At 46.8% G+C, this 24,817-nt stretch carries 20 protein-coding genes; 17 read left to right on the top strand and 3 right to left on the bottom strand.

Annotation, left to right across the window (positions count from 1 at the left end):
* Positions 1–170: 170 nt before the first annotated feature.
* A complete protein-coding gene (locus BLR32_RS00975) occupies positions 171–1,547 on the bottom strand; it encodes a hybrid sensor histidine kinase/response regulator (RefSeq protein WP_089828375.1) in 1,377 nt (458 codons plus the stop codon).
* Between the two features lie 289 nt (positions 1,548–1,836).
* On the opposite strand from BLR32_RS00975, the gene BLR32_RS00980 reads away from it, so the two are divergent.
* The 9 genes from BLR32_RS00980 (at position 1,837) to BLR32_RS01020 (ending at position 11,679) form a co-directional block, all read left to right on the top strand.
* Positions 1,837–3,918, top strand: coding sequence for a M48 family metallopeptidase (locus tag BLR32_RS00980; protein ID WP_176842117.1), 2,082 nt, complete (start codon positions 1,837–1,839; stop codon positions 3,916–3,918).
* 121 nt (positions 3,919–4,039) lie between these two features.
* On the top strand, positions 4,040–5,935 hold the full coding sequence (locus BLR32_RS00985) for a DNA polymerase III subunit gamma/tau (protein WP_089829855.1): 1,896 nt from the start codon (positions 4,040–4,042) through the stop codon (positions 5,933–5,935).
* Positions 5,936–6,020: 85 nt separating this feature from the next.
* Positions 6,021–7,661: a pyruvate dehydrogenase complex dihydrolipoamide acetyltransferase gene (locus BLR32_RS00990; protein WP_089828377.1), complete on the top strand. Its 1,641-nt coding sequence runs from the start codon at positions 6,021–6,023 to the stop codon at positions 7,659–7,661.
* A gap of 168 nt (positions 7,662–7,829) precedes the next feature.
* Complete coding sequence (locus BLR32_RS00995) at positions 7,830–8,219, top strand: VOC family protein (RefSeq protein ID WP_089828378.1); 390 nt, start codon at positions 7,830–7,832, stop codon at positions 8,217–8,219.
* Positions 8,220–8,336: 117 nt separating this feature from the next.
* On the top strand, positions 8,337–8,843 hold the full coding sequence (locus tag BLR32_RS01000; RefSeq protein WP_089828379.1) for a GbsR/MarR family transcriptional regulator: 507 nt from the start codon (positions 8,337–8,339) through the stop codon (positions 8,841–8,843).
* Positions 8,844–8,907: 64 nt separating this feature from the next.
* Positions 8,908–9,852 carry a TIGR01777 family oxidoreductase gene (locus BLR32_RS01005; protein ID WP_089828380.1) on the top strand — a complete coding sequence of 315 codons (945 nt, stop codon included), beginning with the start codon at positions 8,908–8,910 and terminating at the stop codon, positions 9,850–9,852.
* A gap of 85 nt (positions 9,853–9,937) precedes the next feature.
* Positions 9,938–10,306, top strand: coding sequence for a CoA-binding protein (locus BLR32_RS01010; protein ID WP_089828381.1), 369 nt, complete (start codon positions 9,938–9,940; stop codon positions 10,304–10,306).
* A 204-nt stretch (positions 10,307–10,510) separates the two neighbouring features.
* The gene (locus BLR32_RS01015; protein WP_089828382.1) at positions 10,511–10,984 is read left to right on the top strand and encodes a ribonuclease H-like YkuK family protein; all 474 of its coding nucleotides are present in this window, start codon (positions 10,511–10,513) and stop codon (positions 10,982–10,984) included.
* Between the two features lie 281 nt (positions 10,985–11,265).
* Complete coding sequence (locus BLR32_RS01020) at positions 11,266–11,679, top strand: hypothetical protein (protein WP_089828383.1); 414 nt, start codon at positions 11,266–11,268, stop codon at positions 11,677–11,679.
* Positions 11,680–11,844: 165 nt separating this feature from the next.
* On the opposite strand, the gene yihA is transcribed toward BLR32_RS01020, so the two are convergent.
* Positions 11,845–12,453: a ribosome biogenesis GTP-binding protein YihA/YsxC gene (yihA, locus tag BLR32_RS01025; protein WP_089828384.1), complete on the bottom strand. Its 609-nt coding sequence runs from the start codon at positions 12,451–12,453 to the stop codon at positions 11,845–11,847.
* Between the two features lie 80 nt (positions 12,454–12,533).
* Here yihA and ubiE point away from each other — a divergent pair, with 80 nt between their 5' ends.
* The 5 genes from ubiE to BLR32_RS01050 all read left to right on the top strand — a co-directional run bounded on the left by ubiE (position 12,534) and on the right by BLR32_RS01050 (position 18,564).
* Positions 12,534–13,268, top strand: a complete 735-nt coding sequence (gene ubiE / locus BLR32_RS01030; RefSeq protein ID WP_089829858.1) for a bifunctional demethylmenaquinone methyltransferase/2-methoxy-6-polyprenyl-1,4-benzoquinol methylase UbiE — start codon at positions 12,534–12,536, stop codon at positions 13,266–13,268.
* Positions 13,217–13,942, top strand: a complete 726-nt coding sequence (gene porT / locus BLR32_RS01035; RefSeq protein ID WP_449384796.1) for a type IX secretion/gliding motility protein PorT/SprT — start codon at positions 13,217–13,219, stop codon at positions 13,940–13,942. The genes ubiE and porT overlap by 52 nt, the downstream gene beginning before the upstream one ends.
* 57 nt (positions 13,943–13,999) lie before the next feature.
* The gene (locus BLR32_RS01040; RefSeq protein ID WP_089828385.1) at positions 14,000–15,343 is read left to right on the top strand and encodes a dihydroorotase; all 1,344 of its coding nucleotides are present in this window, start codon (positions 14,000–14,002) and stop codon (positions 15,341–15,343) included.
* Positions 15,344–15,534: 191 nt separating this feature from the next.
* Positions 15,535–16,866, top strand: a complete 1,332-nt coding sequence (locus BLR32_RS01045) for a MutS-related protein (RefSeq protein WP_089828386.1) — start codon at positions 15,535–15,537, stop codon at positions 16,864–16,866.
* 153 nt (positions 16,867–17,019) lie between these two features.
* Positions 17,020–18,564, top strand: coding sequence for a YifB family Mg chelatase-like AAA ATPase (locus BLR32_RS01050; protein ID WP_089828387.1), 1,545 nt, complete (start codon positions 17,020–17,022; stop codon positions 18,562–18,564).
* A 775-nt stretch (positions 18,565–19,339) separates the two neighbouring features.
* On the opposite strand, the gene BLR32_RS01055 is transcribed toward BLR32_RS01050, so the two are convergent.
* Positions 19,340–21,469 carry an elongation factor G gene (locus BLR32_RS01055; protein ID WP_089828388.1) on the bottom strand — a complete coding sequence of 710 codons (2,130 nt, stop codon included), beginning with the start codon at positions 21,467–21,469 and terminating at the stop codon, positions 19,340–19,342.
* Between the two features lie 216 nt (positions 21,470–21,685).
* Here BLR32_RS01055 and BLR32_RS01060 point away from each other — a divergent pair, with 216 nt between their 5' ends.
* The 3 genes from BLR32_RS01060 to BLR32_RS01070 all read left to right on the top strand — a co-directional run bounded on the left by BLR32_RS01060 (position 21,686) and on the right by BLR32_RS01070 (position 24,632).
* Positions 21,686–23,461 carry an ABC transporter ATP-binding protein gene (locus BLR32_RS01060; protein WP_089828389.1) on the top strand — a complete coding sequence of 592 codons (1,776 nt, stop codon included), beginning with the start codon at positions 21,686–21,688 and terminating at the stop codon, positions 23,459–23,461.
* Positions 23,462–23,476: 15 nt separating this feature from the next.
* Entirely contained in the window at positions 23,477–23,893 is a 417-nt protein-coding gene (locus BLR32_RS01065) for a DUF983 domain-containing protein (RefSeq protein WP_089828390.1), read from the top strand.
* Positions 23,894–24,146: 253 nt separating this feature from the next.
* Complete coding sequence (locus tag BLR32_RS01070) at positions 24,147–24,632, top strand: hypothetical protein (RefSeq protein WP_089828391.1); 486 nt, start codon at positions 24,147–24,149, stop codon at positions 24,630–24,632.
* Positions 24,633–24,817 lie beyond the last annotated feature (185 nt).

A 24,817-nucleotide genomic window follows, 5' to 3' on the forward strand; every position in this document is an offset into this window, starting at 1 on the left:
TACGCATTCGGGATTACGCATTTCGGGATTACGCATTTCGGGTTACGCATTCGGGGGTTACGCATTTCCCGGGGTTGCACCCGCGCTACAAACAACTAGACTCCTAACGGAGTCTTATTGTGTTTTGTTAATAATGTTTGTTGTAAATATCAGGGCTAGCCTATTATGTTCTAGCGAGGAATGTTAATAAGCGGCCGGAGATGCCGGATAATGACGTTATAGATTTCCTTTTCCCGGAAGGGCTTCAACAGGTAATCATCAAACCCCGCATCGATGAATTCCTGGTTAGCAGGCATGGTGGTATCTGCCGTTAGGGCGAGTACAGGCACCTGCGCTTTGGAGGGTTCTTTATCTTCACGTATCCTTTTCACCACTTCTACGCCTGTCATACGGGGCATCTGGAGGTCGAGCAACACCATGTCGTAGTTGTTGCAGACAAATAATTCGTAGGCGGCAACCCCGTCGGGCGCTTTATCAAACCTGCACTGCCAGCGGGTCAGGATCTTATCCATAAGGGCAAGGTTCATTTCCTGGTCGTCTGCTACCAGTACATATCTGTCTTTCATCAGCTGACCGGTTGTCTGGCTGATGTCCTGTTGGGTAACGACTATCGTTTGTGGTGGCGGTAATGCCCGATAGCTGAGAGAGCAGGAGAAACAGCTACCCTTACCCGGTGTACTCTCTACTGTTAACTGTCCGTTGTGCAATTCCACCAGTGCGCGGACGAGTGCCAGTCCCAATCCTGCGCCGTGCAGGGTACCGGCAACAGCAGCTCCGTTGTACATATATTGATCAAATATAAAGGGTAGTTTTTCCGGTGTAATACCACTACCGGTATCCCTCACCTGTATATTCACCCGGATGTTTCCAGCTGCCTGATTTTCCACCTGCATATGGCAGTGTACGCTACCGGTATCGGTATATTTAATAGCATTTTCCACAAGGCAGACAAGTATCCGTGTCAGCCGTTCGCCATCTCCGGTTACTTCCAGTTGCCGTTCTCCTTCGTAAATAATGTCAAACAGGAGACGTTTGCTGTGCGCGCGGGAAGACAATTTCTGTGTAACAGTATCAAATATTTTATAAGGCGAAAAAGGATAAGTATCAAGGTGCAGTTCCCCTTTCTGTAACCAGCCCAGTTCCTGGATATTCTGTTGGATCTGCATTAACATGCCGGCGGCATTTTCAACAGCGCCCAACAGTTCCCGCTGATTACAATCCAGGGCTGTATAAGACAACTGTTCACTGAATCCGATAATCGCATTCAAAGGCGTACGTATTTCCTGGCTGATATTATTGATCATATTCAGGCGTGCGTCCCTGATATCTTTCCCGGTACGATTTATGTGTATTATTTGTTTCCGGAGACACCAGATATAATACAGGAGAACAATCACTACTGCGAACAACAGCACGGGCAATAAAAATGATGGATCGATGACAGTAATAACTACCGGAACAGTGATGTCGTTTACTGAAAGAGCATTTACAATCACGAACAGGAAGAGTGTATATGGGATTAATCCAACAGCAAGCGATAGATACATCGTATGCAATTAAAAGATGAAAAAAGTTGGCGTTAAACTAACAATCAATTGAGAGTTCCTGACTCTTCTAAACCCGGTCTTTTAACAGGCTACATTGATGTACCGAATTTAATTAAAAGCTGTGAGATGGAAAATTATTTCACGTTCGTGTTATGCCACGGCAGAGAAATTAGGAGTATATTTATCATGAGCTGAAACGCTCCGCCAAAACCTGTTAATGCTATGTCCAACAACCAATGCGGAGGCTCCCGAGGGACTACTGTGAATTATAAGTTATATGATGTCAGGTATGTACTTTAGACAGGAGGTGCTACGAATGACAGGTGGAGTTCTGTTGTTTTATGTCACCTATATCATTTTATTATTATGCTCTCTGCTGCTGATGGCAGCCTTTACCTGGAGCGGAAGTACACTTATTGCGTATGCTTCTTACAAGGGTGTATCCGGTATATTCCTATCGGTGGCAGGCGCTGTACTGCTATTACTGGGCATTTTACAGTCAGTCTTTATTTTGCTGTTCCTCTTTAGCAAACATAAGACCACTGTTCCTTACCGTACTATCGTCACGGAGAAAGAACAACCCGTATTATTTGATTTTATACACAAACTTGTAAAGCAGACAAATGCGCCTTCTCCGAAAAAAGTTTATCTCGTACCGGATGTCAATGCAGTAGTATTTCACTCACCTGGTATTACAGGGCTTTTTGGTGAAGGGGACAAAAACCTGGTGATAGGGCTCGGCATGGTGAACAGTCTTAACATCAGCGAGTTTAAAATGGTGCTGGCACACGAGTTCGGGCATTTCTCCCAGCGCAGTATGAAGCTGGTGCTGCACGTATATACGATCAACAGGATCATTTACAATATTCTTTATGAGAATAGGGGCTGGCGGAACGCTATCATCTGGCTTTCCAACAAGGGACTGTTTGCAGCACTATTATCACGCCTGTTTGTGTTGCTGGCAGCGGGTTTGCATTTTCTTTTCCGGAACATGCATGAACTGATTAACCGGCAGTATATGCGCTTAAGCCGTGAAATGGAATTTAATGCCGATGAAGTGGCGGTTTCCATCTGCGGAACTGATACCGCTATTTCCGCCATGCGCCGGGCTGAGATGAGCAATGCCTGTTTCCAGCAATTGCTGCAACGGGCTACGACGTGGGCACGGCAACAGCGGTTTATCCGGAATATCTATGAAGCACACCGCATGCTCATAAAATATCACGCGAAGCAGCACAGTACTCCACTCGATCATCAGCAACTGCCACAGTACAATGATGATCATTTCGGTACCATGGTGAAAAGCCAGGTGCAATTCCGTGATCAATGGGCATCGCATCCTACACAGGAGGAACGCGAACAACGTTACCTGGCCGCAAACATTCCCGGTGTTACGATGGCGCAAAGTGCATGGACATTGTTTCATGACGCGGAAAGATTACAGGAGCAGATGTCGCAGCAGGTGTACCAGGTACTGACACCGGAAGAAACGCCCGGGCATTGGTCTTCTGCGGAAGATCTTATCAGGGAAATTGAAGCATCCCATGAGCAGTATGCCTTTCCGGAGCCGTACAACAATTACTATGATGACAGGCCTTTCTCTGATATTCCTCCCGGCAGACTGGAACCATTTTCTGAGGAAGAACAGATTTTGTATACGCTTTCCACATTGTATACGAAAGAGCACCGGCAACGGATCCGTCGTTATTTCCGGGATGTGCAGGATGCGGCTACCTTACAGGCCATCATCAGCAGAGAGATCCAGGTAACGCAGTTTACTTACGGGGATGTGCAATACCGCAGTCATGAAGCGTTGAAGATACTGGATAAATTACAGCAGCAGATCGCCAGGGACAGTGAATGGCTGGAGGAGCACGACCTGCTTGCCCTTCGTTATCATTATACCTTCGCATTGCGACATGCGCTGGAAGCTGCCTTTAATTTACAGGAACAGTACAAATGTGTGCTTTCTCATCAGGCCAGAGCTTCCGCACTCAATGAGATAGCCGGCATGATCATGGAAAGTGTTCCGGTCTTTTACAGCAGCAATAATACCTCTCCCACAAAAACGGATTCCTGGCTGCAGATACTGCGGCAGGAGGCTACACAGCTGCAGCAGTTGTTGCAGGATCTTTTGTTCCAGCATCATATCAGCGATCAGTGGGAACCGGATCTGCAGCAAAAGGTGACGCATTTTATTCAGCATCAGTATCCTTATTTACTGACACACCCGCCATTGCCGGATGAACTGGAAGCTATGCACGACATCAGCGCAGCGGTATCTGACCATTACAATAACAGTATCCTGCTGATGAAAAAAGACTTCCTTCACCGTTGTCTTGACTTCAGCGAACTGTCTGTTCCTCATTGACGGCGTTACTTTTCTTAATATGTAAGTGGTTACCATACCGGCAGGTATTATGAACTATGGCGCAGCGGCTAGGGACTATGGACAATTTTCTGTACTTTCGGCCCTCGCGAATGCGTTGTATATGGAGAATTTTATCGTTTCAGCCCGTAAATACCGTCCACAGAATTTTTCAACCGTAGTCGGACAATCACATATTACGACCACCCTTAAAAATGCGATCCGTAACAATCAGCTGGCACACGCCTTCCTGTTCTGCGGTCCGAGAGGTGTGGGTAAAACAACCTGTGCCCGTATACTGGCCAAAACAATCAACTGTGAGAACCTGCAGCCTGATGGGGAAGCATGTAATCAATGTCATTCCTGTACCTCTTTCAACGAAGGAAGTTCCTTCAATATCCACGAGCTGGATGCGGCATCCAACAACTCTGTAGATGATATCCGTACGCTGGTAGAGCAGGTACGTTTCGCTCCTCAGGCAGGAAAATATAAGATCTATATCATAGATGAGGTTCACATGCTCAGTTCTTCCGCATTCAATGCGTTCCTGAAAACGCTGGAAGAACCGCCTTCTTATGCCATCTTCATCCTGGCTACTACTGAAAAGCACAAGATCCTCCCGACTATCCTGAGCCGGTGTCAGATCTTCGACTTCAAACGTATCACTATCCAGGATACGGTGGACCATTTGCAGGAGATCTGTGAGAAGGAGCATATCCAGGCAGAATCTGATGCCCTGCACCTGGTGGCGCAGAAGACGGATGGTTGTATGCGTGACTCGCTCAGTACACTGGATAAGATTGTCAGCTTCACCGGCGGGCACCTGACTTACCAGAACACACTGGAGCACCTGAACATCCTGGATTACGATTATTTCTTTAAAGTGATGGAGGCCGTGCTGCAACAGGATGTTGCCACTGCCCTGCTGATATTTGACGAGATCTTACAGAAAGGTTTTGAGGGAGATAACTTCCTGAACGGCTGGGCGGAGTTTCTCCGTAACCTGCTGATGAGCAAGGAAGAGAAGGTACTGCACCTGGTGGAGGTATCCGGTAATCTCAAGGACAGGTACAAGCAGATGTCCGGCAAGGTAAGTCCGTCTTACCTGATCACGGCGCTGCACCTGCTGAATGAGACGGAGATCAACTACCGGATGGCCCGTAACAAAAGGCTGCATGTGGAAATGGCGCTGATCAAGCTATGTTTCCTTCAGCAGGCCGTTACTTTAGTCAGCGATGATCAGACCGGAGAGGTAGTAAAAAAAAAACTGGTAGCTGATGGTGCGGTACCGCAGAAACTGAGGTCTTCCTTTGTACAGGCGGCACCTGCAGCCAAAACGAACGCAGGCCAGCCGGCTACGACCAGCTCCATTGCTACTAACGAGGCGAGATTGACCATTGAGACGCCTCGTCCGGCTGTGAACCCGCAACAAGCGCCTGCACAGCCGGTACAGCCGGTACAACCCGTACAAAGACAGGCTGCCCCGGCACAACCTGCTGCGGGGATGGCTACTACGGCCACCGCTACGGCTCCCCGGCCAGGCCAGCAAACAAGTGCACCTCAGCCTAAGCTGACCGGTCTTGCCGCTATGAAGGAGGCGCTGGCTGCCAGACAGCAGGTGCAATCCGTACAGGAGGTCATTCCGATGACCCTGGGCGCATTACATGTATACTGGGATGAATTCATTGATACTTTCAGGCAGGCTAACAAAATGACAGTTGTAAGTAATCTGCAGCTGGCTACTATTAATCTGGCCGGACCTGAGGAAATTGCCATTGTAAGCAGGAATATTGTGCAATTCCGCTTCATGGAAGAAGAAAAACTGGCTATTTCCGGTTTCTTCAAGGAAAAGTTCCGTAACCCGGCCATCGTGCTGACCTTACAGCTTGATGAGAGTCAGCAGACGGTGGATATTGGCCCTGCGCCACTTTCCAGCCGGGAACAGTTCCAGAAGATGGTTGAAAAATATCCTCTTATAAAGGAACTGAAAGATAAGTTGAATATGGAACTGGATTTTTAAAGGGGCTTACAGAAATATCTTCTGTAATCTAACTTTCACAATTCGCATTTCTTTTGTAGGTTTGGGCAAAATTTGGAAAAATACTATGGCAGAAGTTATCAGAATGCCCCTTTTGAGTGACACAATGACTGAAGGGGTGATCGCGGAATGGCATAAAAAGGTAGGAGATACCGTAAAAGCAGACGATGTAATTGCTGAGGTGGAAACAGATAAAGCCACCATGGAAGTGATGGGTTATGTGGAAGGTACTCTATTATATATTGGTGTCGAGAAAGGTAAGGCTGCTAAAGTAAATGAGATTATAGCTATTGTAGGAAAGCCAGGTGAAGATTACAAGTCTTTGCTCGGTGGAGGTAATAATAATGGCCAGGCAGCACAGGAAGCCAAGCCAGCAGCGCAGGCAGCTCCGGCAGCTACTCCTGCTCCGGCAGCCAGCAGTGCTGATAGTGCAGCTGCTGCAGAAGCACTGAAAAATGCAACCGTTATCCGTATGCCGCTGTTGAGCGATACCATGACGGAAGGTAAGATCGTAGCCTGGAACAAAAAAGTAGGCGACACCGTGAAGAGCGACGATGTACTGGCTGAGGTAGAAACTGATAAAGCTACCATGGAAGTGATCGGATATGCTGACGGTGAACTGTTATATGTAGGTGTAAAAGAAGGTGATGCTGCTAAAGTAAACGGCATCATTGCGATAGTAGGTAAAAAAGGTACCAATGTAGATGCGATCCTCGCAGCAGAAGGTACCGGTGGTGCAAAACCAGCCGCACAGGCAGCACCAGCAGCTACTCCGGCTGCATCTGCAGCTCCGGCAGCTACGCCTGAAGCTTCAGAAAGCAAAGACGGACGTGTGAAAGCATCTCCGCTGGCGAAGAAACTGGCTGAAGAGAAAGGTATCGATATCAGCAAAGTACCTGGTTCCGGTGACGGTGGCAGGATCGTGAAGAAAGACGTTGACAGTTACGTTCCATCCGCTGCTCCAGCTGCCGCCAAACAAGCTGCTGCTCCAGCCGCTAAAGCTGCAGCATTCACTCCGGCAGGTCAGGAAGGCTTCACTGATGTTCAGTTAAGCCAGATGCGTAAAGTGATCGCTAAGCGTCTGAGCGAAAGCAAATTCTCTGCTCCTCACTTCTACCTGAAAGTAGATATCAATATGGACAAAGCCATTGAAGCACGTAAGGCTATCAATGAAGTGTCTCCTGTTAAGATCTCCTTCAACGATATGGTGATCAAGGCTTCTGCCCTGGCACTGCGTCAACATCCTGATGTGAACAGCAGCTGGATGGGAGATTTCATCCGTCAGAACCACCACGTACACATCGGTTCCGCTGTGGCTATCGAAGATGGTCTGATCGTTCCGGTGATCCGTTTTGCTGATCAGAAATCCCTGAGCCAGATTGCTGGTGAAGCGAAAGAGCTGTATGACAAAGCGAAGAACAAGAAACTGCAGCCGCAGGATTTCTCCGGTAATACCTTCACTATCTCCAACCTGGGTATGATGGGTATCGATGAATTCACAGCTATCATCAATCCGCCGGATTCCGCAATCCTGGCTGTTGGCGGTATCAAAGAAACAGTCGTTTCCGAAAAAGGACAGTTCAAAGTGGTGAACATCATGAAGCTGACCCTCAGCTGTGACCACCGTAGTGTGGATGGCGCTGTAGGTGCACGTTTCCTGGCTACGCTGAAGAGCTACCTGGAGAATCCGGTAACGATGCTGGTATAATTACTACATCAACAACTAACTATAAAACAAGGCGTCCCGTTGCACGGGGCGCCTTGTTTTTTTAACCCCTCCCCTGTTCATCTTAACACGCTGTTATTCAGTATGAGAATTTGGGATTTGCCATATAAATGATTAAATTTAAGTTACCCCGCAACAACTAAAGATCAAATGGAGATTCCTAAGAATGCGCTAAACTGGTTCGAAATCCCTGTACATGATTTTGACAGGGCCAGGAAGTTTTACAGCACGATATTCAACTATGAAATGCCTGAGGAGCAATTGGGCCACAAGCGGAAAGCATTTTTTCAGTTCGACAGAGACAATAATGGTATTGGCGGAGCCATCGTTCAGGGCTCTGAATATTTCCCCAGTCAGCGTGGGTCGCTGGTTTACCTGCATGCCGGCGATGACCTCACAGAGGTGCTTGAGCGCGTGGAAGCGGCGGGTGGCAAGATAGAATTGGATAAGCGCCCGGTGTCTGAGTTTCAGGATCTAGGGTATTTTGCGATTTTCTTTGATCCTGATGGGAATAGGGTTGCGTTGCATTCGAAGGGATAAGAAGCCTGTAAACCAACAAACACAAGTATCTCTTACCTGATTAACCAGCCACTCTTTCACTTTCTTTTGAAAGTTCAATAACTTAGTATTACATTTGGGTAACGAAAAGAGGATTACATGAAATTGGCAGAAGCAAAAGCACAGTTTATACAAACCTGGGGATCTCTGGGAGCGCAATGGGGTATTAACCGCACCATGGCCCAGATCCATGCCTTGCTGATGATCATGCCTGATCCGCTGAGTGCAGAGGATATCATGACGGAATTGAATATTTCCCGTGGTAATACCAATATGAACGTACGTGAACTGATTAACTGGGGGCTGGTGGAGCGTGTATTGATTCCCGGGGAGCGAAAGGAGTATTTTACTGCCGAAAAGGATATCTGGAAGGTAGCCACGGAGATTGCCAGAGAGCGGAAACGCCGTGAACTGGATCCTATTCTCAAGACCCTGAACCAGCTACAGGAAGTGGAAGGAGATGCGAAGGACAAACACGTAAAAGCATTCAAAGATTCCATCCAGGGGATTAATAAGTTTGCTCACCAGACAGACAAGGTGATCAACTCTTTTGTGAAGTCAGAGGAAAGCTGGTTCTATGGCACGCTGATGAAATTATTCAAGTAATATTTTTTTATCCACATGTTTCACTTTTTACTGAAAGTTCAGAAACAGCATTAATCCATTTACCATGAAAAATAAAAAAATAGTGATTGCGGCAGGGACGGGATTTATTGGTAAGGGTATGATTGAGCATTTCGGCAGCGACAATGACATTGTTATCCTCACCCGCCATCCTATAACCGGGCATGGCCGGGTAAGGTATATCGGGTGGGACGGTAAGACCCTTGACGACTGGTCAAAAGAGTTGGAAAATACAGATCTATTGGTCAACCTGGCAGGGAAGAGTGTGAATTGCCGTTATACTGAAGCAAACAAACAAGAGATATTTGACAGCAGGACGAATGCTACAGCAGTACTGGGAACCGCAATAAGGACCTTACAGCATCCGCCGGCGCTTTGGATAAATGCTGCTTCCGCCACTATTTACCGGCATGCGGAAGACCGGCCTATGGACGAATTTACGGGAGAGATGAAAAACGATTTTTCGGTGCAGGTGTGCAAGCGCTGGGAAGCGGCCTTTAATGCTGAAGAGACGCCGGGTACCCGCAAAGCCATTTTCCGTATAGCCATTACTCTTGGTCACCAGGGAGGCGTTATGACGCCTTATCTCAACCTGGTCAAATTTGGACTGGGAGGCCACCAGGGAAACGGCAGGCAGAAATTCAGCTGGGTACATATCACTGATGTATGCCGGATGATGGAGTGGTTGTATGAGCATTCGGAACTGGATGGCGTATTTAACTGTAGTTCTCCTTATCCTGTCAGCAACCGGCAGTTTATGAGGACACTAAGAAAAGCGGCAGGGCAATTTTTCGGACTGCCGGCATCCGTCTGGATGTTGCGTATCGGTGCACGACTTATTGGCACAGAAGCGGAGCTGCTGTTGAAAAGTCGCTGGGTATTACCCACCCGCGCCTTGCAGGCTGGTTTCGTTTTTGAGTATCCCCAGCTTCAGCCTGCCATGGAAAATATTATCGGCCGACTGCCAAGGCGTCGGTATCATCTCATATAGATCATTATGGTTTAATGTTTGCTCTTACATAGTAAGTACCTGCCGGGGTTTATACGCTGGCGGGTACCTTCAAAAAGGATTGTTTATGAACGACAAGAAACTTACGGTTGTATTAGGCGCTTCTCCCAACCCAACAAGATACAGTTACCTGGCCGTATCCAGGCTGACGGCACATGGGCACCCCGTATTGGCCATTGGTAAAAGGGAAGCACAGATAGGTGATACCCCTGTGACGAAAGAACATCCGGTAGCAGCGGATGTGGACACCGTTACCCTGTATATGAATCCAATGCTACAGCGGGAGTATTACGATTATATCCTGCAGCTGCATCCAAAGCGTATTATCTTCAATCCAGGTACGGAGAATGAGGAACTGGCTGCATTAGCCGACAGTAAAGGCATTGAAACAATGGAAGCCTGCACACTGGTGTTGCTGAGTACCGGCCAGTATTAATCTCAATGGCCGGCATAAACCCCTCTGAAATGCTATCTCATTTGGAATAAGATGCCGTTAATTCTTGCGCTCTCTCATCTGATTGCTGATTAATTTTTGTATATTACTTATAATATTCCCCTACCAGCAAGGATTTATCACGATAGAACGGCATAAATGTAATCTTAACGACCACGCCTATTCACTCTAATCATATATATTATCATGAAATGGAGAAGATTCAACGGCGAACCGATTCATTTGCCCATTAAAGAAGAAGTGCGCCAGGCAATTGTCCGGGAAACCGGAAAGGGCTTTCACTTAAAAGTGTGTATTGGCACGGACTCACAGGTAAAAGGTGTAGAAACAGAATTTGCTACGGTGATTGTTTTCCTGCGTGAGGGACATGGAGGTTTCATGTTCATCCACAATGACAAAACACGCGACTCTTATTCCATCAAGGAGCGTATGCTCATTGAAGTAGCAAAGAGTATTGAGATCGCCTATGAACTGTGTGACTTGTTCACCGAGTATGATGTGGACATGGAAGTACATGCAGACATTAACACGAACCCCCAGTTCAAGAGTAACCTGGCCCTTCGTGAGGCAATGGGTTACATCCTGGGAATGGGATTTGCCTTCAAGGCAAAACCAGACGCCTTTGCCAGCAGCTGCTGTGCGGACAAGGTGGTGAACTAAGCCTGCAGGCTGATATTACTTTCCCCGCTGTCAGGATGCGCTCTTCCGCATCCGGGGGCTTTGTCTCCCCCACAACGAAATCTTCCCTGAAATATTGTAATGTTAACCCTTTGTAAAGGAAAAGGTCTGAAACGCAGTACTGTACTGATTATGAGGGTATTGCCATTCTTATAACCGATTTCTGTTCCGAACGGGGCTCTTTTAATTTGAAAAAAATTCCTTAATTTATACTTGTTATACTGATATACTGTTATACTGATTTTACTGAATAGCTGTCCAACATGCGTGCCTACAAAACTGTCATACTACTGTTAGCAATAGTATCTGCCAACTCATCTTGCAAAAAAGAGTCTATTTCAGACACTTCCTCTCAAAAGCTGCAAGGCAGCTGGAGACTGCTGTATTCCAAGCCAGCCGGGGGCGATGCCCTGGTCAAAAGCGACAGCGCGTCGTTAGAGATCCTGAAATTTGACGGGAATCATATGCTCACCTACAGCCGTAACACGCTTGTCTCCAAAGAAACCTTTCTGATGGCCCTGAAAAGCGATCGCCAGCCTTACCTGGTGGCAGACAGCGATCCATGGAATCCACGGATATTCAGCTGCAATATAACGGGGAATGATACCTTATCCCTGTTATCAGTGCATTCCAGCGCTCATGTTGGCCGCGTGTATATAAGGGTGAAGCCTCAATAACTATTGCCGCACTTGACTTACCAGTGCATTCCAGCGCTCATGTTGGCCGCATGTATATAAGGGTGAAGCCTCAATAACTATTGCCGCACTTGACTTATCAGTGCATTCCAGCGCTCATGTTGGTCGCGTGTATATAAGGGTGAAGCCTCAATGACTATTGCCGGGCTAGACAGTGGCCCGGAATTCTGTATTCGTCTCGTCTATATTTGACAGGATCGCATCTCTGCCTGTCTTTTTCACAGTACTGGTTACAAAATGGGCCGGAAGGAATTCCCATGATTCCCTCAGTTTATTCAGAAATGCCTTTACATTCCGGCTGGTCTCCGCCTGGGTGTTCTTATCTGCTTTTGTAAATACCAGTGAGAAAGGGATCTGCCACTCCCCCAACTGGTTAATGAAGTCAATATCCAGCTTCTGCGGGGTATGACGACTGTCGATCAATACAAACACATTGACCAGGTTCTGTCTTTTCCGGAGGTAATTCTCGATCATCTGTTCCCAGGATCTGCGTTGCGACTGACTCACCTTGGCAAAACCATATCCGGGTAAATCCACCAGGTACCAGGCCTGGTTGATCAGGAAGTGGTTGATCAACTGCGTTTTACCGGGTGTTCCGGACGTCTTTGCCAGCTTTTCATTGTTTGCCAACATATTGATCAGGGAAGACTTTCCCACGTTGGAACGGCCTATAAAGGCATATTCCGGAAGGTTCGGTGTAGGACATTTCTGCCAGTCAACATTACTGATGAGGTATTCTGCGCTCTTGATGATCATATTTTTACTCTTCGGGCACAAAGTTCATGAAAATTTACTTATTGCCGGCATTTCTCTATTTTCTCCTAACTTTGCGGGCTATGTCAGATAAGAAGATTGTACCGTTTGCCACATCAGAACTAAGTAAGAAGGAACAGATAGCGACCATGTTCAACGACATTGCCCACCGCTATGATTTCCTCAACCATTTCATGTCATTGGGTATTGACATCCAGTGGCGTAAGAAGGCTTTGAAACAGTTAAAGTCCTTACAGCCAAAGAAAATGCTCGATGTGGCTACCGGTACGGGCGACTTTGCCATTATGGCGAATAAGATGCTGCAACCCAATACTATAACCGGGATTGACATATCTGAAGGCATGCTCAGTCACGGGCGTGAAAAGATCGAGAAACTGGGACTATCTGACAAAATAACCCTTGAGCTGGGCGACAGTGAAACAATAAGTTTTCCAGACAATACGTTTGATGCTATAACAGTAGCATACGGCGTACGTAACTTCGAGAATCTGGAAAAAGGACTGGCAGAAATGTTACGCGTACTAAAGCCGGGAGGAAAGCTGGTAATATTGGAGTTTTCCAATCCAACTGTTTTTCCTATTAAACAATTATATAATTTATATTTTCGTTATATTACACCCTTGATCGGGAAGTGGATAGCAAAGAGTGAAGCAGCATACTCCTATCTGCCAGAATCAGTGAAAGCGTTCCCACAAGGTCAGGAAATGTGTAATATTTTAATTAATACCGGTTTCCAAGCAGTAACATGCAAAAAGCTCACATTCGGCATCAGCTCTATTTATTGCGCATCCCGCTAGTACTTCTGGTAATCCTATGGAATACAGGCCGCGTGAAAGCGCAGTCAGTGATGAACATGGAAGAACATGATGCCAAGCCCTATTACTTTGGTATCACACTTGCAGGCAACAATTCCAATTTCAAGTTATTTCATGATGAGATCTTCCTCAAACAGGACTCTATCATGGTGGCTGAACCGCTAAGGACCTTCGGCTTTAACCTGGGGTTGCTGGGAAACGTGCGCCTGAGCGAGCACTTTGATATCCGCTTCAATCCGCAGTTATTATTTGCCTCCAAGAACCTCTATTATAAAGAGAACTATCCTGCAAGGGAAACGACCAAGAATATTGAGTCCATCCTGCTCAGCTTCCCCCTGCAGCTGAAATTCAAATCAGACCGTATCGGTAACATGCGCGTCTATACGATCGCTGGCCTGAAGTACGACTATGACCTTGCTTCCAATGCGAGGGCCCGCCGTGCGGAAGACCTGGTGAAGATCAGGAAAAGCGATTATGGTTATGAGTTCGGCGCCGGATTTGAATTCTATTTTCCCAGCTTCATCTTCTCCCCCGAGTTCAAGATCAGCAACGGTATTGGTAACGTACATGTGAAAGATGAGCACCTGCGTTATTCCAATGTGATCGACAAACTGAATTCCAGGATGGTCGTTTTTTCTATCCACCTGGAAGGTTGAGTTACTGTTGCGTATAGTTAGTCTGTAGACAAATTGTCTATTTACTATCTTTGCGCCATGAATTACATCATCCGCAATATATCAGTGGTCAACGAAGGCACCACTACAGTTCAGGACGTATACATACAAGATGGCCGCATCGCGAAGATTGCCCCACAATTGAGTGTGAGCGGTCAGTACACAGAAATTAACGGGGAAGGCAAACACCTGCTGCCCGGTGTTATTGACGACCAGGTGCATTTCCGCGAACCTGGCCTCACCCACAAAGCCACCATCTATACCGAAGCCCGCGCGGCTGTAGCCGGAGGTACCACCAGCTTCATGGAAATGCCTAATACGCAACCGGCTGCTCTTACACAGGAATTACTGGAAGATAAATATAAGATTGCCGCACAGCATTCACTGGCGAATTATTCCTTTTTCATGGGAGTAGCCAATGACAATGTGGAAGAAGTGCTGAAAACTAATGCCAGAAAAGATCAGATCTGTGGCGTTAAGATCTTCATGGGATCTTCTACCGGCAATATGCTGGTCGACAATTACATTACACTGGAGCAAATCTTCTCAGGCAGTGAGCTGTTGATTGCCACACATTGCGAGGATGAAAAGATCATCAAGGCCAACCTGGAAAAATACAAACAGGAAGTAGGTCCGGAGAATCTTACCGTAGACTATCATCCGATCATCCGCAATGAAGAAGCCTGTTTCGAGTCTTCTCTCACGGCTATCCAGTTTGCCAAGAAATTTAATTCCAGACTGCATATCCTGCATATCTCCACTGAAAGAGAATTACAGCTGTTCAGCAATATGCTGCCACTGGAAGAGAAGCGCATTACTGCAGAAGTATGTGTGCATCACCTGCATTTTTCTGCTGATGACTACGGATGGAGGGGCAACCTGATCAAGTGTAATCCGGCTATCAAGGCTGTGCATAACAAACATGCACTCTGGAAAGGATTGCTGGATGACAGGTTGGATATCATTGCTACAGACCATGCACCACATACCTGGGAGGAGAAACATCAGCCTTATTTGCAGGCGCCTTCCGGTGTTCCGTTGGTGCAGCATAGCCTGCTGCTGATGCTGGAGCATGTGTCCCTGGGGAACATTACCATTGAAAAAGTGGTGGAAAAGATGTGCCATGCACCGGCAGTATGTTTCCAGATCAAAGAAAGAGGTTACCTGCGGGAAGGCTATTTCGCTGATTGTGTGATCGTTGATCTGCAACAGGCTACTACTGTGGATAAACAGAACATCTATTACAAATGTGGCTGGTCTCCTTTTGAGGAACACACCTTCCCTGCTGCTGTTACACACACTTTTGTGAACGGTCACCTGGCTTATGAGAATGGCGAGTTCAATGAATCTGAAAGAGGACACCGGTTGTTATTCAATCGTTAGTCATACTCAACATATACAGGAGAATGCTCTTATCGCTCATTTGATAAGAGCATTTTCTTTTGTAACATTACCATCCTCTACATTTATGGAAATAACGGCGCATTGCATCTATAGATATTATTGGAAACAGCGCTAGTCATGATACCAATGTTTTTTTCTATTATACGTATATTCACTAAAAATACCTGTGCATGGAACTGGATAAAACAACCTACTATGATCTCTCCATATTTAACCGTGATGAAGAATATTCGCTGTTTCATAAACTGGATTTTACTACAACCACAGGTGGCAAGGAGTACTTACGGTACCTGTACAGCAATCCTTTAAAGGATATTGCTTCCATAGAAGAACGTCAGCAGGTCCTGCAATTCATCCTGAAGCAGGAAGACAGCTGGCCGGCAGACGTTATCAGTAACGGTACTATCGTTGTGATGGAAAATTACCTGGAAGCACAGATAGAGCCTATCAGCAATCCGGATGGAGTGCCTTTGCTGGTAAGTGCGCTGCTGACTAAGACTATCTTTTCACCGGACTATAGTTTTATCAAATTCTCTTTTACCCAGCTGCTCAATCTCCTGAAGGGATTCCGCCAACTGGAAAAGAACTTCAATACAGACCAGACGCCTAAGATACTCAAGCAATTGCTGGACAGGGCGCATCACCTGTTGTACCAGAAAGAGTTCAATGATATTATAGTGGCAGATGAAGGAGGGCCTGTGTCTTTTGTACAGATCCTCAGATATGATCATTACATCCGTAAAAGACAGCGGAAAAGTATTTCTGAGTTACTGGATATTTATCGCCGTCTTGATGCGTATTACGCTATGGCAAAGGCGGTACGGCATTTCAATCTGCAATTCCCTGTATTTGAAGATACACCTCATCCTTTTGTACAACTGGATAACCTGTATCACCTCATCCTGCCAAAACCAGTGGCGTATGATATCACGATGAAACCACAGTCGCACTTCCTGTTCCTGACCGGGGCTAATATGGCGGGGAAAACAACCTTCATCAAGGCTGTGGGGGTAGCGGTATTCCTGGCACATATTGGTATGGGTGTGCCGGCCGGAAGCATGAAGCTGAGCTTCTTTAACGGGATCTTCAGTAATATCCAGGTGCAGGATAATATATTCAAGGGAGAAAGTTATTTCTACAATGAAGTGCAGCGTATCAAGAATACTATCATCAAAATAAATGATAACAAAAAATGGCTGGTGCTGATAGATGAAATGTTTAAAGGCACCAATGTGGAGGATGCGAAGAACTGTTCACTGGCTGTGGTGAATGGATTGCTGAAGAGTACCAACTGTCTCTTCATATTATCTACACACTTGTATGAGATTGCAGAAGAGTTACAGAATGCACAGAATATCCGTTTCAAGTATTTTGAATCGCAGGTAATAGATGATAATCTTTACTTCACTTATCAGCTGAAAGACGGTGTGGCAAAGGAAAAGATCGGGTATCTGATTCTGAAGAGAGAGAAGGTACTGGATTTACTGAATGAGATAAAATAAGGAAAAGATCGGGTATCTGATTCTGAAGATGGAGAAAGCTACTGGATTTACTGAATGAGATAAAATAAAGTGAATAGAATGAATAAATGTTGAATGATCGGCATGCTTTAAATTCGACATCGATATTTATTCATTCTAAATTTCACCTTATCCATGATTGTGAAAACCTACGGCAGTGCCGTACAAGGTGTAGAAGCCATTTCCATTGTTATTGAAGTAAACGTTGCTCCGAAAGGCACTCAGTTTTACATTGTTGGTTTACCAGACAGCGCTGTCAAAGAGAGCGAACGGCGCATAGAATCTGCCATCATCAACATCGGTTTCCGGTTTCCCCGTTTCAGAACAGTAGTGAACATGGCCCCGGCCAATATCAGGAAGGCTGGTTCGGCCTACGATCTGCCTATTGCATTAGGATTGATGGCGGCGTCAGAACAGCTGAATACGGAGCTGTTATCACAGTTCACTATTATGGGAGAATTATCGCTGGATGGTACAGTACAGCCTATCCGGGGAGCACTGCCTATTGCGATCCAGGCCAGGAAAGAAGGCTTCAAGGGGCTGATCGTACCTGCACAGAATGCGCGTGAAGCCGCGATGGTGAATAACCTGGATGTCTATGGTGTTACACATCTGCGGGAAGTGATCGATTTTCTGCAGTCGCCCGATACATTGCAACCAGTATTTGTAGACACGAGAGCAGAATTTGCAAACGGGCAGCAGCATTTTGATATTGACTTTAATGATGTGAAAGGCCAGTACACTATTAAACGTGCATTGGAAGTAGCAGCAGCCGGCGGACACAATGCGCTGCTGATTGGTCCTCCGGGAGCAGGCAAGACCATGCTGGCACGCAGGCTATGTACTATATTACCACCACTCAGTTTGCAGGAAGCACTGGAAACAACCAAGATCCATTCCGTAGCAGGTAAACTACCGGCAGATGCTTCACTTATCACACAAAGACCTTTCCGCTCTCCGCATCATACGATCAGTCATACGGCGTTGATAGGCGGAGGCGCCATTCCGCAGCCGGGAGAAATATCGTTGGCGCACAATGGTGTACTCTTCCTTGATGAACTGCCGGAGTTCAGCAGGCAGGCGCTTGAGGTAATGCGACAACCGATAGAAGAAAGAAAGGTGTCTATTTCCAGGGCAAGACTGTCGGTGGAATTTCCTGCAAGCTTCATGTTGGTTACCAGTATGAACCCTTGTCCCTGTGGGTTCTTCAATCACCCGGAAAAGGCATGCACCTGTGCGCCAGGTTCCGTACAGCGGTACCTGAACAGGGTATCCGGTCCTTTAATGGACAGGATAGATCTTCACATTGAGGTTACACCCGTGCCTGTACACTCACTGCTGGACTATTCTGATGGAGAGCCCAGTGCTGTTATACGAGACAGGGTATTAATGGCAAGAGAGATACAAAGCGCCAGATTCAGCGCCTACAGGGGCATATACTGCAATGCACAGATGACCACCAGCCTGCTACGGAAAGTATGCCGGCTGAATAAAGAAGGGGAAGATCTTTTAAAGACTGCCATGCAGAAGCTCAAGCTCTCTGCACGGGCCTATGACAGGATCCTCAAAGTAAGCCGCACTGCTGCCGATCTTGAAGCCAGTGAACAGATAAAGATCGAGCACCTGGCAGAAGCGATTCACTGCAGAAGCCTGGACAGAGAAGACTGGTGGGATAAGTAATCTGTCATGCCACCAGTGCTGATGTCTCCATGGCATCCTTTTTTGTAACCTACCGCATCTGCGGGCATGGCGTGACCGGGGTTTACATTCATTACGTTTCCCCGGGGTTGTCATCCCGTTACGTTTCCCGGGGTTGTCACCCGTTACATTTCCCCGGGGTTGTCACCCGTTACGTTTCCCGGGGTTGTCATCCGTTACGTTTCCCCGGGGTTGTCACCCGTTACATTTCCCCGGGGTTGTCACCCCGCGCTACAAACACTGGGACTCCTAACGGAGTCCTATTATGTTTTGTTAACGGCGTTTGATGCCTGATTCTGAAGCCTGTGAACAGGTAAAGATCGGGCATCTGGCAGCAACCATTCATTGCAGTAATCCGGACAGAGAAGACTGGTGGGATAAGTAATCTGTCATGCCACCAGTGCTGATGTCTCCATGGCATCCTTTTTTGTAACCTACCGCATCTGCGGGCATGGCGTGACCGGGGTTTACATTCATTACGTTTCCCCCGGGGGCTCACCTCATTACGTTTCACGGGGTTGTCACCCGTTACATTTCCCCGGGATTGTCATCCGTTACATTTCCCCGGGGTTGTCACCCCGCGCTACAAACACTGGGACTCCTAACGGAGTCTTATTATGTTTTGTTAACGGCGTTTGATGCCTGATTCTGAAGCCTGTGAACAGGTAAAGATCGGGCATCTGGCAGCAACCATTCATTGCGGTAATCCGGACAGAGAAGACTGGTGGGATAAATAATCTGTCATGCCACTAATCCATCATGCCACCAGTTCTGCGCTTTTATATTCCTCAGACAGTTTCTTCTGAACATCGGATGGCACGGGGGCATATTCTGCAAACACTGATTTGATCTTAGCCTTACCCTGCGTAACATTACGTAGCGCTGCGTACAATTTATCCAGTTCTGCCTGTGGAGTGCGGGCTTTGATGACCTGGTAGTTGTTCTGCGTATCCATACCTGTAATGATACTTCTGCGGCTCTGCAGCTCGCTCATTACATCGCCTGACATCATATCAGGCACGGAGATTTCGATATCAAATACCGGTTCCAGCAACTGTGGGGCAGCCTGGTGGAAAGCATCTCTGAAGGCCATCATACCGGCTATTTTGAAGGAGATATCGTTACTGTCTACAGGGTGCATTTTACCGTCATAGACGCTTACCCGGATATCCCGCACATAGGAGCCGGTAAGTGGTCCTTCCTGCATTTTCTCCATCACACCTTTGAGGATGGAAGGCAGGAAGCGGGCATCAATGGAGCCACCTACGATGCAGTTATTGAATACGAGCTTTCCGCCCCAGTTAAGGTCAATTTCATCGGTGTCACGCACAGGATGTTCCTTATAAGGCGGCATGCCCTCATAATAGGGTTCAATGGTGAGGAATACTTCTCCGAACTGTCCGGCGCCACCGGATTGTTTCTTGTGGCGGTAAGTGGCAGTGGCATGTTTCCGGATGGTTTCCCGGTAAGGGATCTTTGCCGGTATGTATTCCACATGCATCTTGTAGATATTCTCCAGCCTCCATTTGGTCAGGGCCAGGTGCAGGTCTCCCTGTCCGTGCAGGATCACCTGTTTGAGCTCACGGTTGTATTCTATTTCCAGGGTAGGATCTTCCATGTGCAGTTCTGCCAGTACTTCTCCCAGCTTCTCATCGTCTGCTTTATTGGTCGCTTCAATAGCGACTCTTACTTTGGGGGTCGGGAAGTCAATGGGTTTTACTTGTTTGCCCGATTGTTTGTCGCTGAGCGTATGATTGGTGAGGGTGTTCTTCAGTTTCAGGGTGCAGCCAATATCTCCGGCACGTAATACGTCGGTGTTTTGCCTGTTACGACCGTCAGTGATGAACAGCTGGTTCAGTCGCTCCGAGGTATTGCCCTTTTCATTGTATAATTCGACACCAGCCTTTATCTCGCCTGCTAGTACCTTAAAAAACGAAAGGCGCCCTATATGGGGCTCCTGGAGGGTTTTAAACACGAATAAGACTGGTGATGCTGCCGGATCACAAGGAATTGCGCTGCCATCTTCTGCCTGTTCCGGAGGCATTTCTATGGCAGCGGGGGCCACATTATCGATAAAGCCCATTAAACGACCGCTTCCCATATTGTGGATGGCGGAAAGACAGAAGACAGGGAACACCTGGTGTTTCAGCATGCCTATTTTCAGTCCCTGCCTCATTTCATCTTCGTCCAGGCTGCCTTTCTCAAAATACTGTTCCATGAGGGTGTCGTCATTTTCAGCCGCTTTTTCCACCAGCTCATTATGGAGTCGCTCCGCCTGTTCCTTTTCGCTATCGGGGATGGGGAGCTTTTCCGGTTTTCCTCCATTCTCAGGGAAACGGTACATAGTCATTTTAAGCAGATCGATCACGCTGTTAAATCCAGTACCCTGATTAACAGGGTATTGCATAATTGTTACCGCCGGACCGAAAACGCGGCGGGCTTCATCTACCGTACGGGTAAAGTTGGCTTGTTCTGCATCTAACTGATTGACGGCCAGAATAGTTGGCTTACGGTATTTGTCCACATAATCCCATATCTGTTCTGTACCTACTTCTACCCCGTATTGTGCGTTGAGGAGCAGCAGTGCGGTATCGCAGACGCGGATGGAGGAAATGATCTCGCCGATAAAGTCTTCCAATCCCGGCGTATCGATGATATTGATCTTATAATCACGCCATTCGGTATGCAGGCAGGTGGCATAGACAGAGCTTCCTCTCTCGTGTTCTACATCGTGATAGTCGGAAACGGTGTTTCCTTCTTCAACAGTACCACGTCGGGGAATAATACCTGCTTCAAACAGCATGGTTTCACAAAGGGTTGTTTTTCCGCTCTTTGCGGCGCCCAATAATACAATGTTCCTGATGTGTTTCTCATCATAGGTCTTCATAAACTATAGAATTAGAATGCTCAACCGGAGGGGCTGATGGTAAACAATAAGAAAAGATGCAGACGTGGAATGCCGTTTTGGTGATTTTAGCTGGTGCTCAATAAGCTGTGACCGATTCTGAGTATTAAGTTACTCTATTTTTTGCTACTGGAGCAGGTCAAACATGTTGCAACATCAATATTAATTACCTTTGCCATCTAGACCGTTATTAGTATCATGAAATTGTTCTTATATTATCTGAAAAGTTACAAATGGTTGATAGGACTGGCGTTGTTATTAGCTACTATTAACCAGGTATTCTCCCTGCTGGATCCCTATATATTCGGCAGGATCGTAGACCTTTTTGCGAATCATCCGCATACGACAGCTAAGGGACTTCCGCGTCCGCAATCCGATTATGTACAAGGTGTTATCTTTTGGCTGCTGGCATCAATAGGGGTAGCCATGGTGTCCCGTATTGCAAAAGCCTTCCAGGATTACTTTGTAAATGTGATCATCCAGAAGTTCGGGGCCAGGATCTACACTGACGGCCTCCGCCATTCCTTAAGACTTCCTTATCAGCAATTTGAGGATCAGAGAAGTGGGGAAACGCTGGCTGTGCTACAGAAAGTGAGGACTGACAGCGAGAAATTCATCACGTCCTTTGTGAATGTGCTGTTCGTGGCCCTCATCGGGGTCATCTTTGTGATGGTCTATGCTTTCAGCGTACACTGGAGCCTGGTGTTCGTATATTTCGGCGGCAGCCTGATACTCGGGTGGCTGATCAATGTACTGAGCAAGAAGATCAAGACCATCCAGAAGACCATCGTTAAGGAAACGACCATGCTGGCAGGCGCTACTACAGAGTCCCTCCGCAACATTGAGCTGGTAAAAAGCCTTGGATTGACGCACCAGGAGATTGGCAGGTTGAATTCAACTACTATCCGTATCCTGATGCTGGAACTTAAGAAGGTGCGTAGCGTACGTAGTATCAGCTTTATACAGGGTACTTTCGTGAACTTCCTGCGCCAGACCATCCTGTTCCTGCTCCTCTTTATGATTTACAGGGACACTGTGAGCGTAGGACAGATGTTTACACTTCAGCTGTACTCCTTCTTCATTTTCGGGCCTTTACAGGAGTTAGGAAATATCATCCTGGCTTACCGTGAGGCACAGGTATCGCTGCTGAACTTCGAGCGGATCATGAATACACCGGTGGAACCTACTCCGGTAGATCCGATCAGGATCAACCGTATTGACAAGCTGACGTTCAACAATGTAGGTTTCAAACACCAGACTGCCACTTCCAAGGCGCTGGACGGCATCAATTTCAATGTCAATGTAGGTGAAACAATCGCTTTTGTGGGGCCATCGGGTTCCGGTAAGACGACCCTGGTGAAATTGCTGGTAGGGCTTTATTCACCGCAGGAAGGCTCTATTGCTTACAACGGGGTGAATAGCGGCAAGATCGATATCGAGGAGCTGAGATACCAGATCGGTTTCGTGACACAGGATACCCAGCTGTTCTCCGGATCTATCAAAGAGAACCTGTTGTTCGTGAATCCGCAGGCTACGGATGAAGAGATCCTTCAGGTAATGAAACAGGCCAGCTGTGATACCTTGCTGGAGAGAGCAGACAATGGCCTGAACTCAGTGATCGGGGAAGGCGGTATGAAGATATCCGGTGGTGAAAAACAGCGTTTATCTATTGCCCGTGCTCTGTTACGCCGTCCGCGACTGCTGGTATTTGACGAGGCAACATCTGCGCTGGATTCCATTACGGAAGAATCTATTTCCAATACGGTACGTGATATTACTTCTACAAGGGAGCATATTACTGTTATGATCGCACACCGCTTATCCACTATTATGCATGCCGACAGGATCTATGTACTGGAAAGAGGCCGTATTATTGAAACCGGTACACACGATAGTTTACTTGAAGAAAAGGGATTGTATTATGCCATGTGGAGACAACAAATTGGAGAAAGGTTACAGATTGCTGAGAGATAATTTATCTTTGCGCCCATGAGCAATAAGCGACCAAACTACTTCCTGAGCATGCTATCTATGAAATGTCCGCATTGCCGCAAAGGAGATATGTTTAAGACAAAAAATGCATATACCAACCTTAGAAAGACGTTCGATATGCATGAACGCTGTCCTGTATGCGGACAGAAATACGAACTGGAAACAGGCTTCTGGTTTGGCACCGGATATGTCAGTTATGCTTTAGGGGTAGCCTTTTCAGTGGCAACACTGATCGCTTACTGGGTATTGTTTGACTTATCGTGGGCGGATAACAGTGTCTTTATCTGGCTGGGCGTGAATGGGGTTCTGCTGATATTGTTGCAGCCATGGCTGATGCGCATCAGCAGGGTCATATATCTCTACTTCTTTGTGTATTACGATGAAAGCACGGCAGATTTGCCGGAGCAAAAATAAAAGGAGAGGACGTATCAAAAATAAACGAACGTCCTGAGAATCTCTTAGATGACTAACCGGCTCTATCCGGTATCCGAATAGAAAGAGGACATATCAAAAATAAACGAGCGTCTTCAGAATCGTTTAAATGACTACCTGATTCCATCGGGTACCCGAATAAAAAGAGCCTGTATCATACTTTTGATGCAGGCTCTTTTCATTTATACCCGAATTCATTGCATGACTTTTGCGATATCTCTCCAAAAGATCGCTCATGCAATTCAATCACCTACTGTACATAGCCACCATTTCTTTGCTGAGCAGCTGTATAGCAGCCTCGGAGCAAACGGAAACAAAGGCTGACAGCAACAGCGTGACCGCCGTCACTGATGAGGCGCCGGCAAAGCAACAAACTGTGGAGACCTCCCCCAAAAAGCCACCCACAGAAGTATTGAAACCACAGGCTGGCCCCTACCCTCCTGAGTGTTATAAAGCAATTACGGACATTATACAAAGCTCTGACTTCAAATCAGACCTTGCGAAGAAAGAGAATATAAAAGTGAGGATAGACCGGCAGGAGAAGAGTAAACTATTCCTGCAGCTGTTTTCCAGTGAGAAAGATCATGAAGCTACTATTGGCTGGCTGCGACTGGATAAGGCTAACGAAAAGCTGGAAGATATTACTGTGGATCCGGATAAACCGGTACTGTTGAATTATGACAGATCACTGATCAGTGCATTGAGGCAGAGTTGCCCATAAACAGCAACGAGGATGATCAAAAATAAACGAAGGTCCTCAGAATCGCTTAAATAACTACCTGCGCCCATCAGGTATACGAATGAGGAAGACTCAAAAGTAAAATTAGGCGTTGAGAATTGTCTAAATGACTATCTGGCTCTATCAGGTATACGAATGAAAACAGGGCTGTCTCATAAATAACTTTT

The sequence above is a fragment of the Chitinophaga filiformis genome, assembly GCF_900102545.1.
GTDB lineage: Bacteria > Bacteroidota > Bacteroidia > Chitinophagales > Chitinophagaceae > Chitinophaga > Chitinophaga filiformis.

Bases quoted from the DNA above. Each gene is read 5' to 3' on its own strand.
- BLR32_RS00975 (WP_089828375.1), bottom strand. From the start codon at position 1,547: ATGTATCTATCGCTTGCTGTTGGATTAATCCCATATACACTCTTCCTG.
- BLR32_RS00980 (WP_176842117.1), top strand. From the start codon at position 1,837: ATGTACTTTAGACAGGAGGTGCTACGAATGACAGGTGGAGTTCTGTTG.
- BLR32_RS00985 (WP_089829855.1), top strand. From the start codon at position 4,040: ATGGAGAATTTTATCGTTTCAGCCCGTAAATACCGTCCACAGAATTTT.
- BLR32_RS00990 (WP_089828377.1), top strand. From the start codon at position 6,021: ATGGCAGAAGTTATCAGAATGCCCCTTTTGAGTGACACAATGACTGAA.
- BLR32_RS00995 (WP_089828378.1), top strand. From the start codon at position 7,830: ATGGAGATTCCTAAGAATGCGCTAAACTGGTTCGAAATCCCTGTACAT.
- BLR32_RS01000 (WP_089828379.1), top strand. From the start codon at position 8,337: ATGAAATTGGCAGAAGCAAAAGCACAGTTTATACAAACCTGGGGATCT.
- BLR32_RS01005 (WP_089828380.1), top strand. From the start codon at position 8,908: ATGAAAAATAAAAAAATAGTGATTGCGGCAGGGACGGGATTTATTGGT.
- BLR32_RS01010 (WP_089828381.1), top strand. From the start codon at position 9,938: ATGAACGACAAGAAACTTACGGTTGTATTAGGCGCTTCTCCCAACCCA.
- BLR32_RS01015 (WP_089828382.1), top strand. From the start codon at position 10,511: ATGAAATGGAGAAGATTCAACGGCGAACCGATTCATTTGCCCATTAAA.
- BLR32_RS01020 (WP_089828383.1), top strand. From the start codon at position 11,266: ATGCGTGCCTACAAAACTGTCATACTACTGTTAGCAATAGTATCTGCC.
- yihA (WP_089828384.1), bottom strand. From the start codon at position 12,453: ATGATCATCAAGAGCGCAGAATACCTCATCAGTAATGTTGACTGGCAG.
- ubiE (WP_089829858.1), top strand. From the start codon at position 12,534: ATGTCAGATAAGAAGATTGTACCGTTTGCCACATCAGAACTAAGTAAG.
- porT (WP_449384796.1), top strand. From the start codon at position 13,217: ATGCAAAAAGCTCACATTCGGCATCAGCTCTATTTATTGCGCATCCCG.
- BLR32_RS01040 (WP_089828385.1), top strand. From the start codon at position 14,000: ATGAATTACATCATCCGCAATATATCAGTGGTCAACGAAGGCACCACT.
- BLR32_RS01045 (WP_089828386.1), top strand. From the start codon at position 15,535: ATGGAACTGGATAAAACAACCTACTATGATCTCTCCATATTTAACCGT.
- BLR32_RS01050 (WP_089828387.1), top strand. From the start codon at position 17,020: ATGATTGTGAAAACCTACGGCAGTGCCGTACAAGGTGTAGAAGCCATT.
- BLR32_RS01055 (WP_089828388.1), bottom strand. From the start codon at position 21,469: ATGAAGACCTATGATGAGAAACACATCAGGAACATTGTATTATTGGGC.
- BLR32_RS01060 (WP_089828389.1), top strand. From the start codon at position 21,686: ATGAAATTGTTCTTATATTATCTGAAAAGTTACAAATGGTTGATAGGA.
- BLR32_RS01065 (WP_089828390.1), top strand. From the start codon at position 23,477: ATGAGCAATAAGCGACCAAACTACTTCCTGAGCATGCTATCTATGAAA.
- BLR32_RS01070 (WP_089828391.1), top strand. From the start codon at position 24,147: ATGCAATTCAATCACCTACTGTACATAGCCACCATTTCTTTGCTGAGC.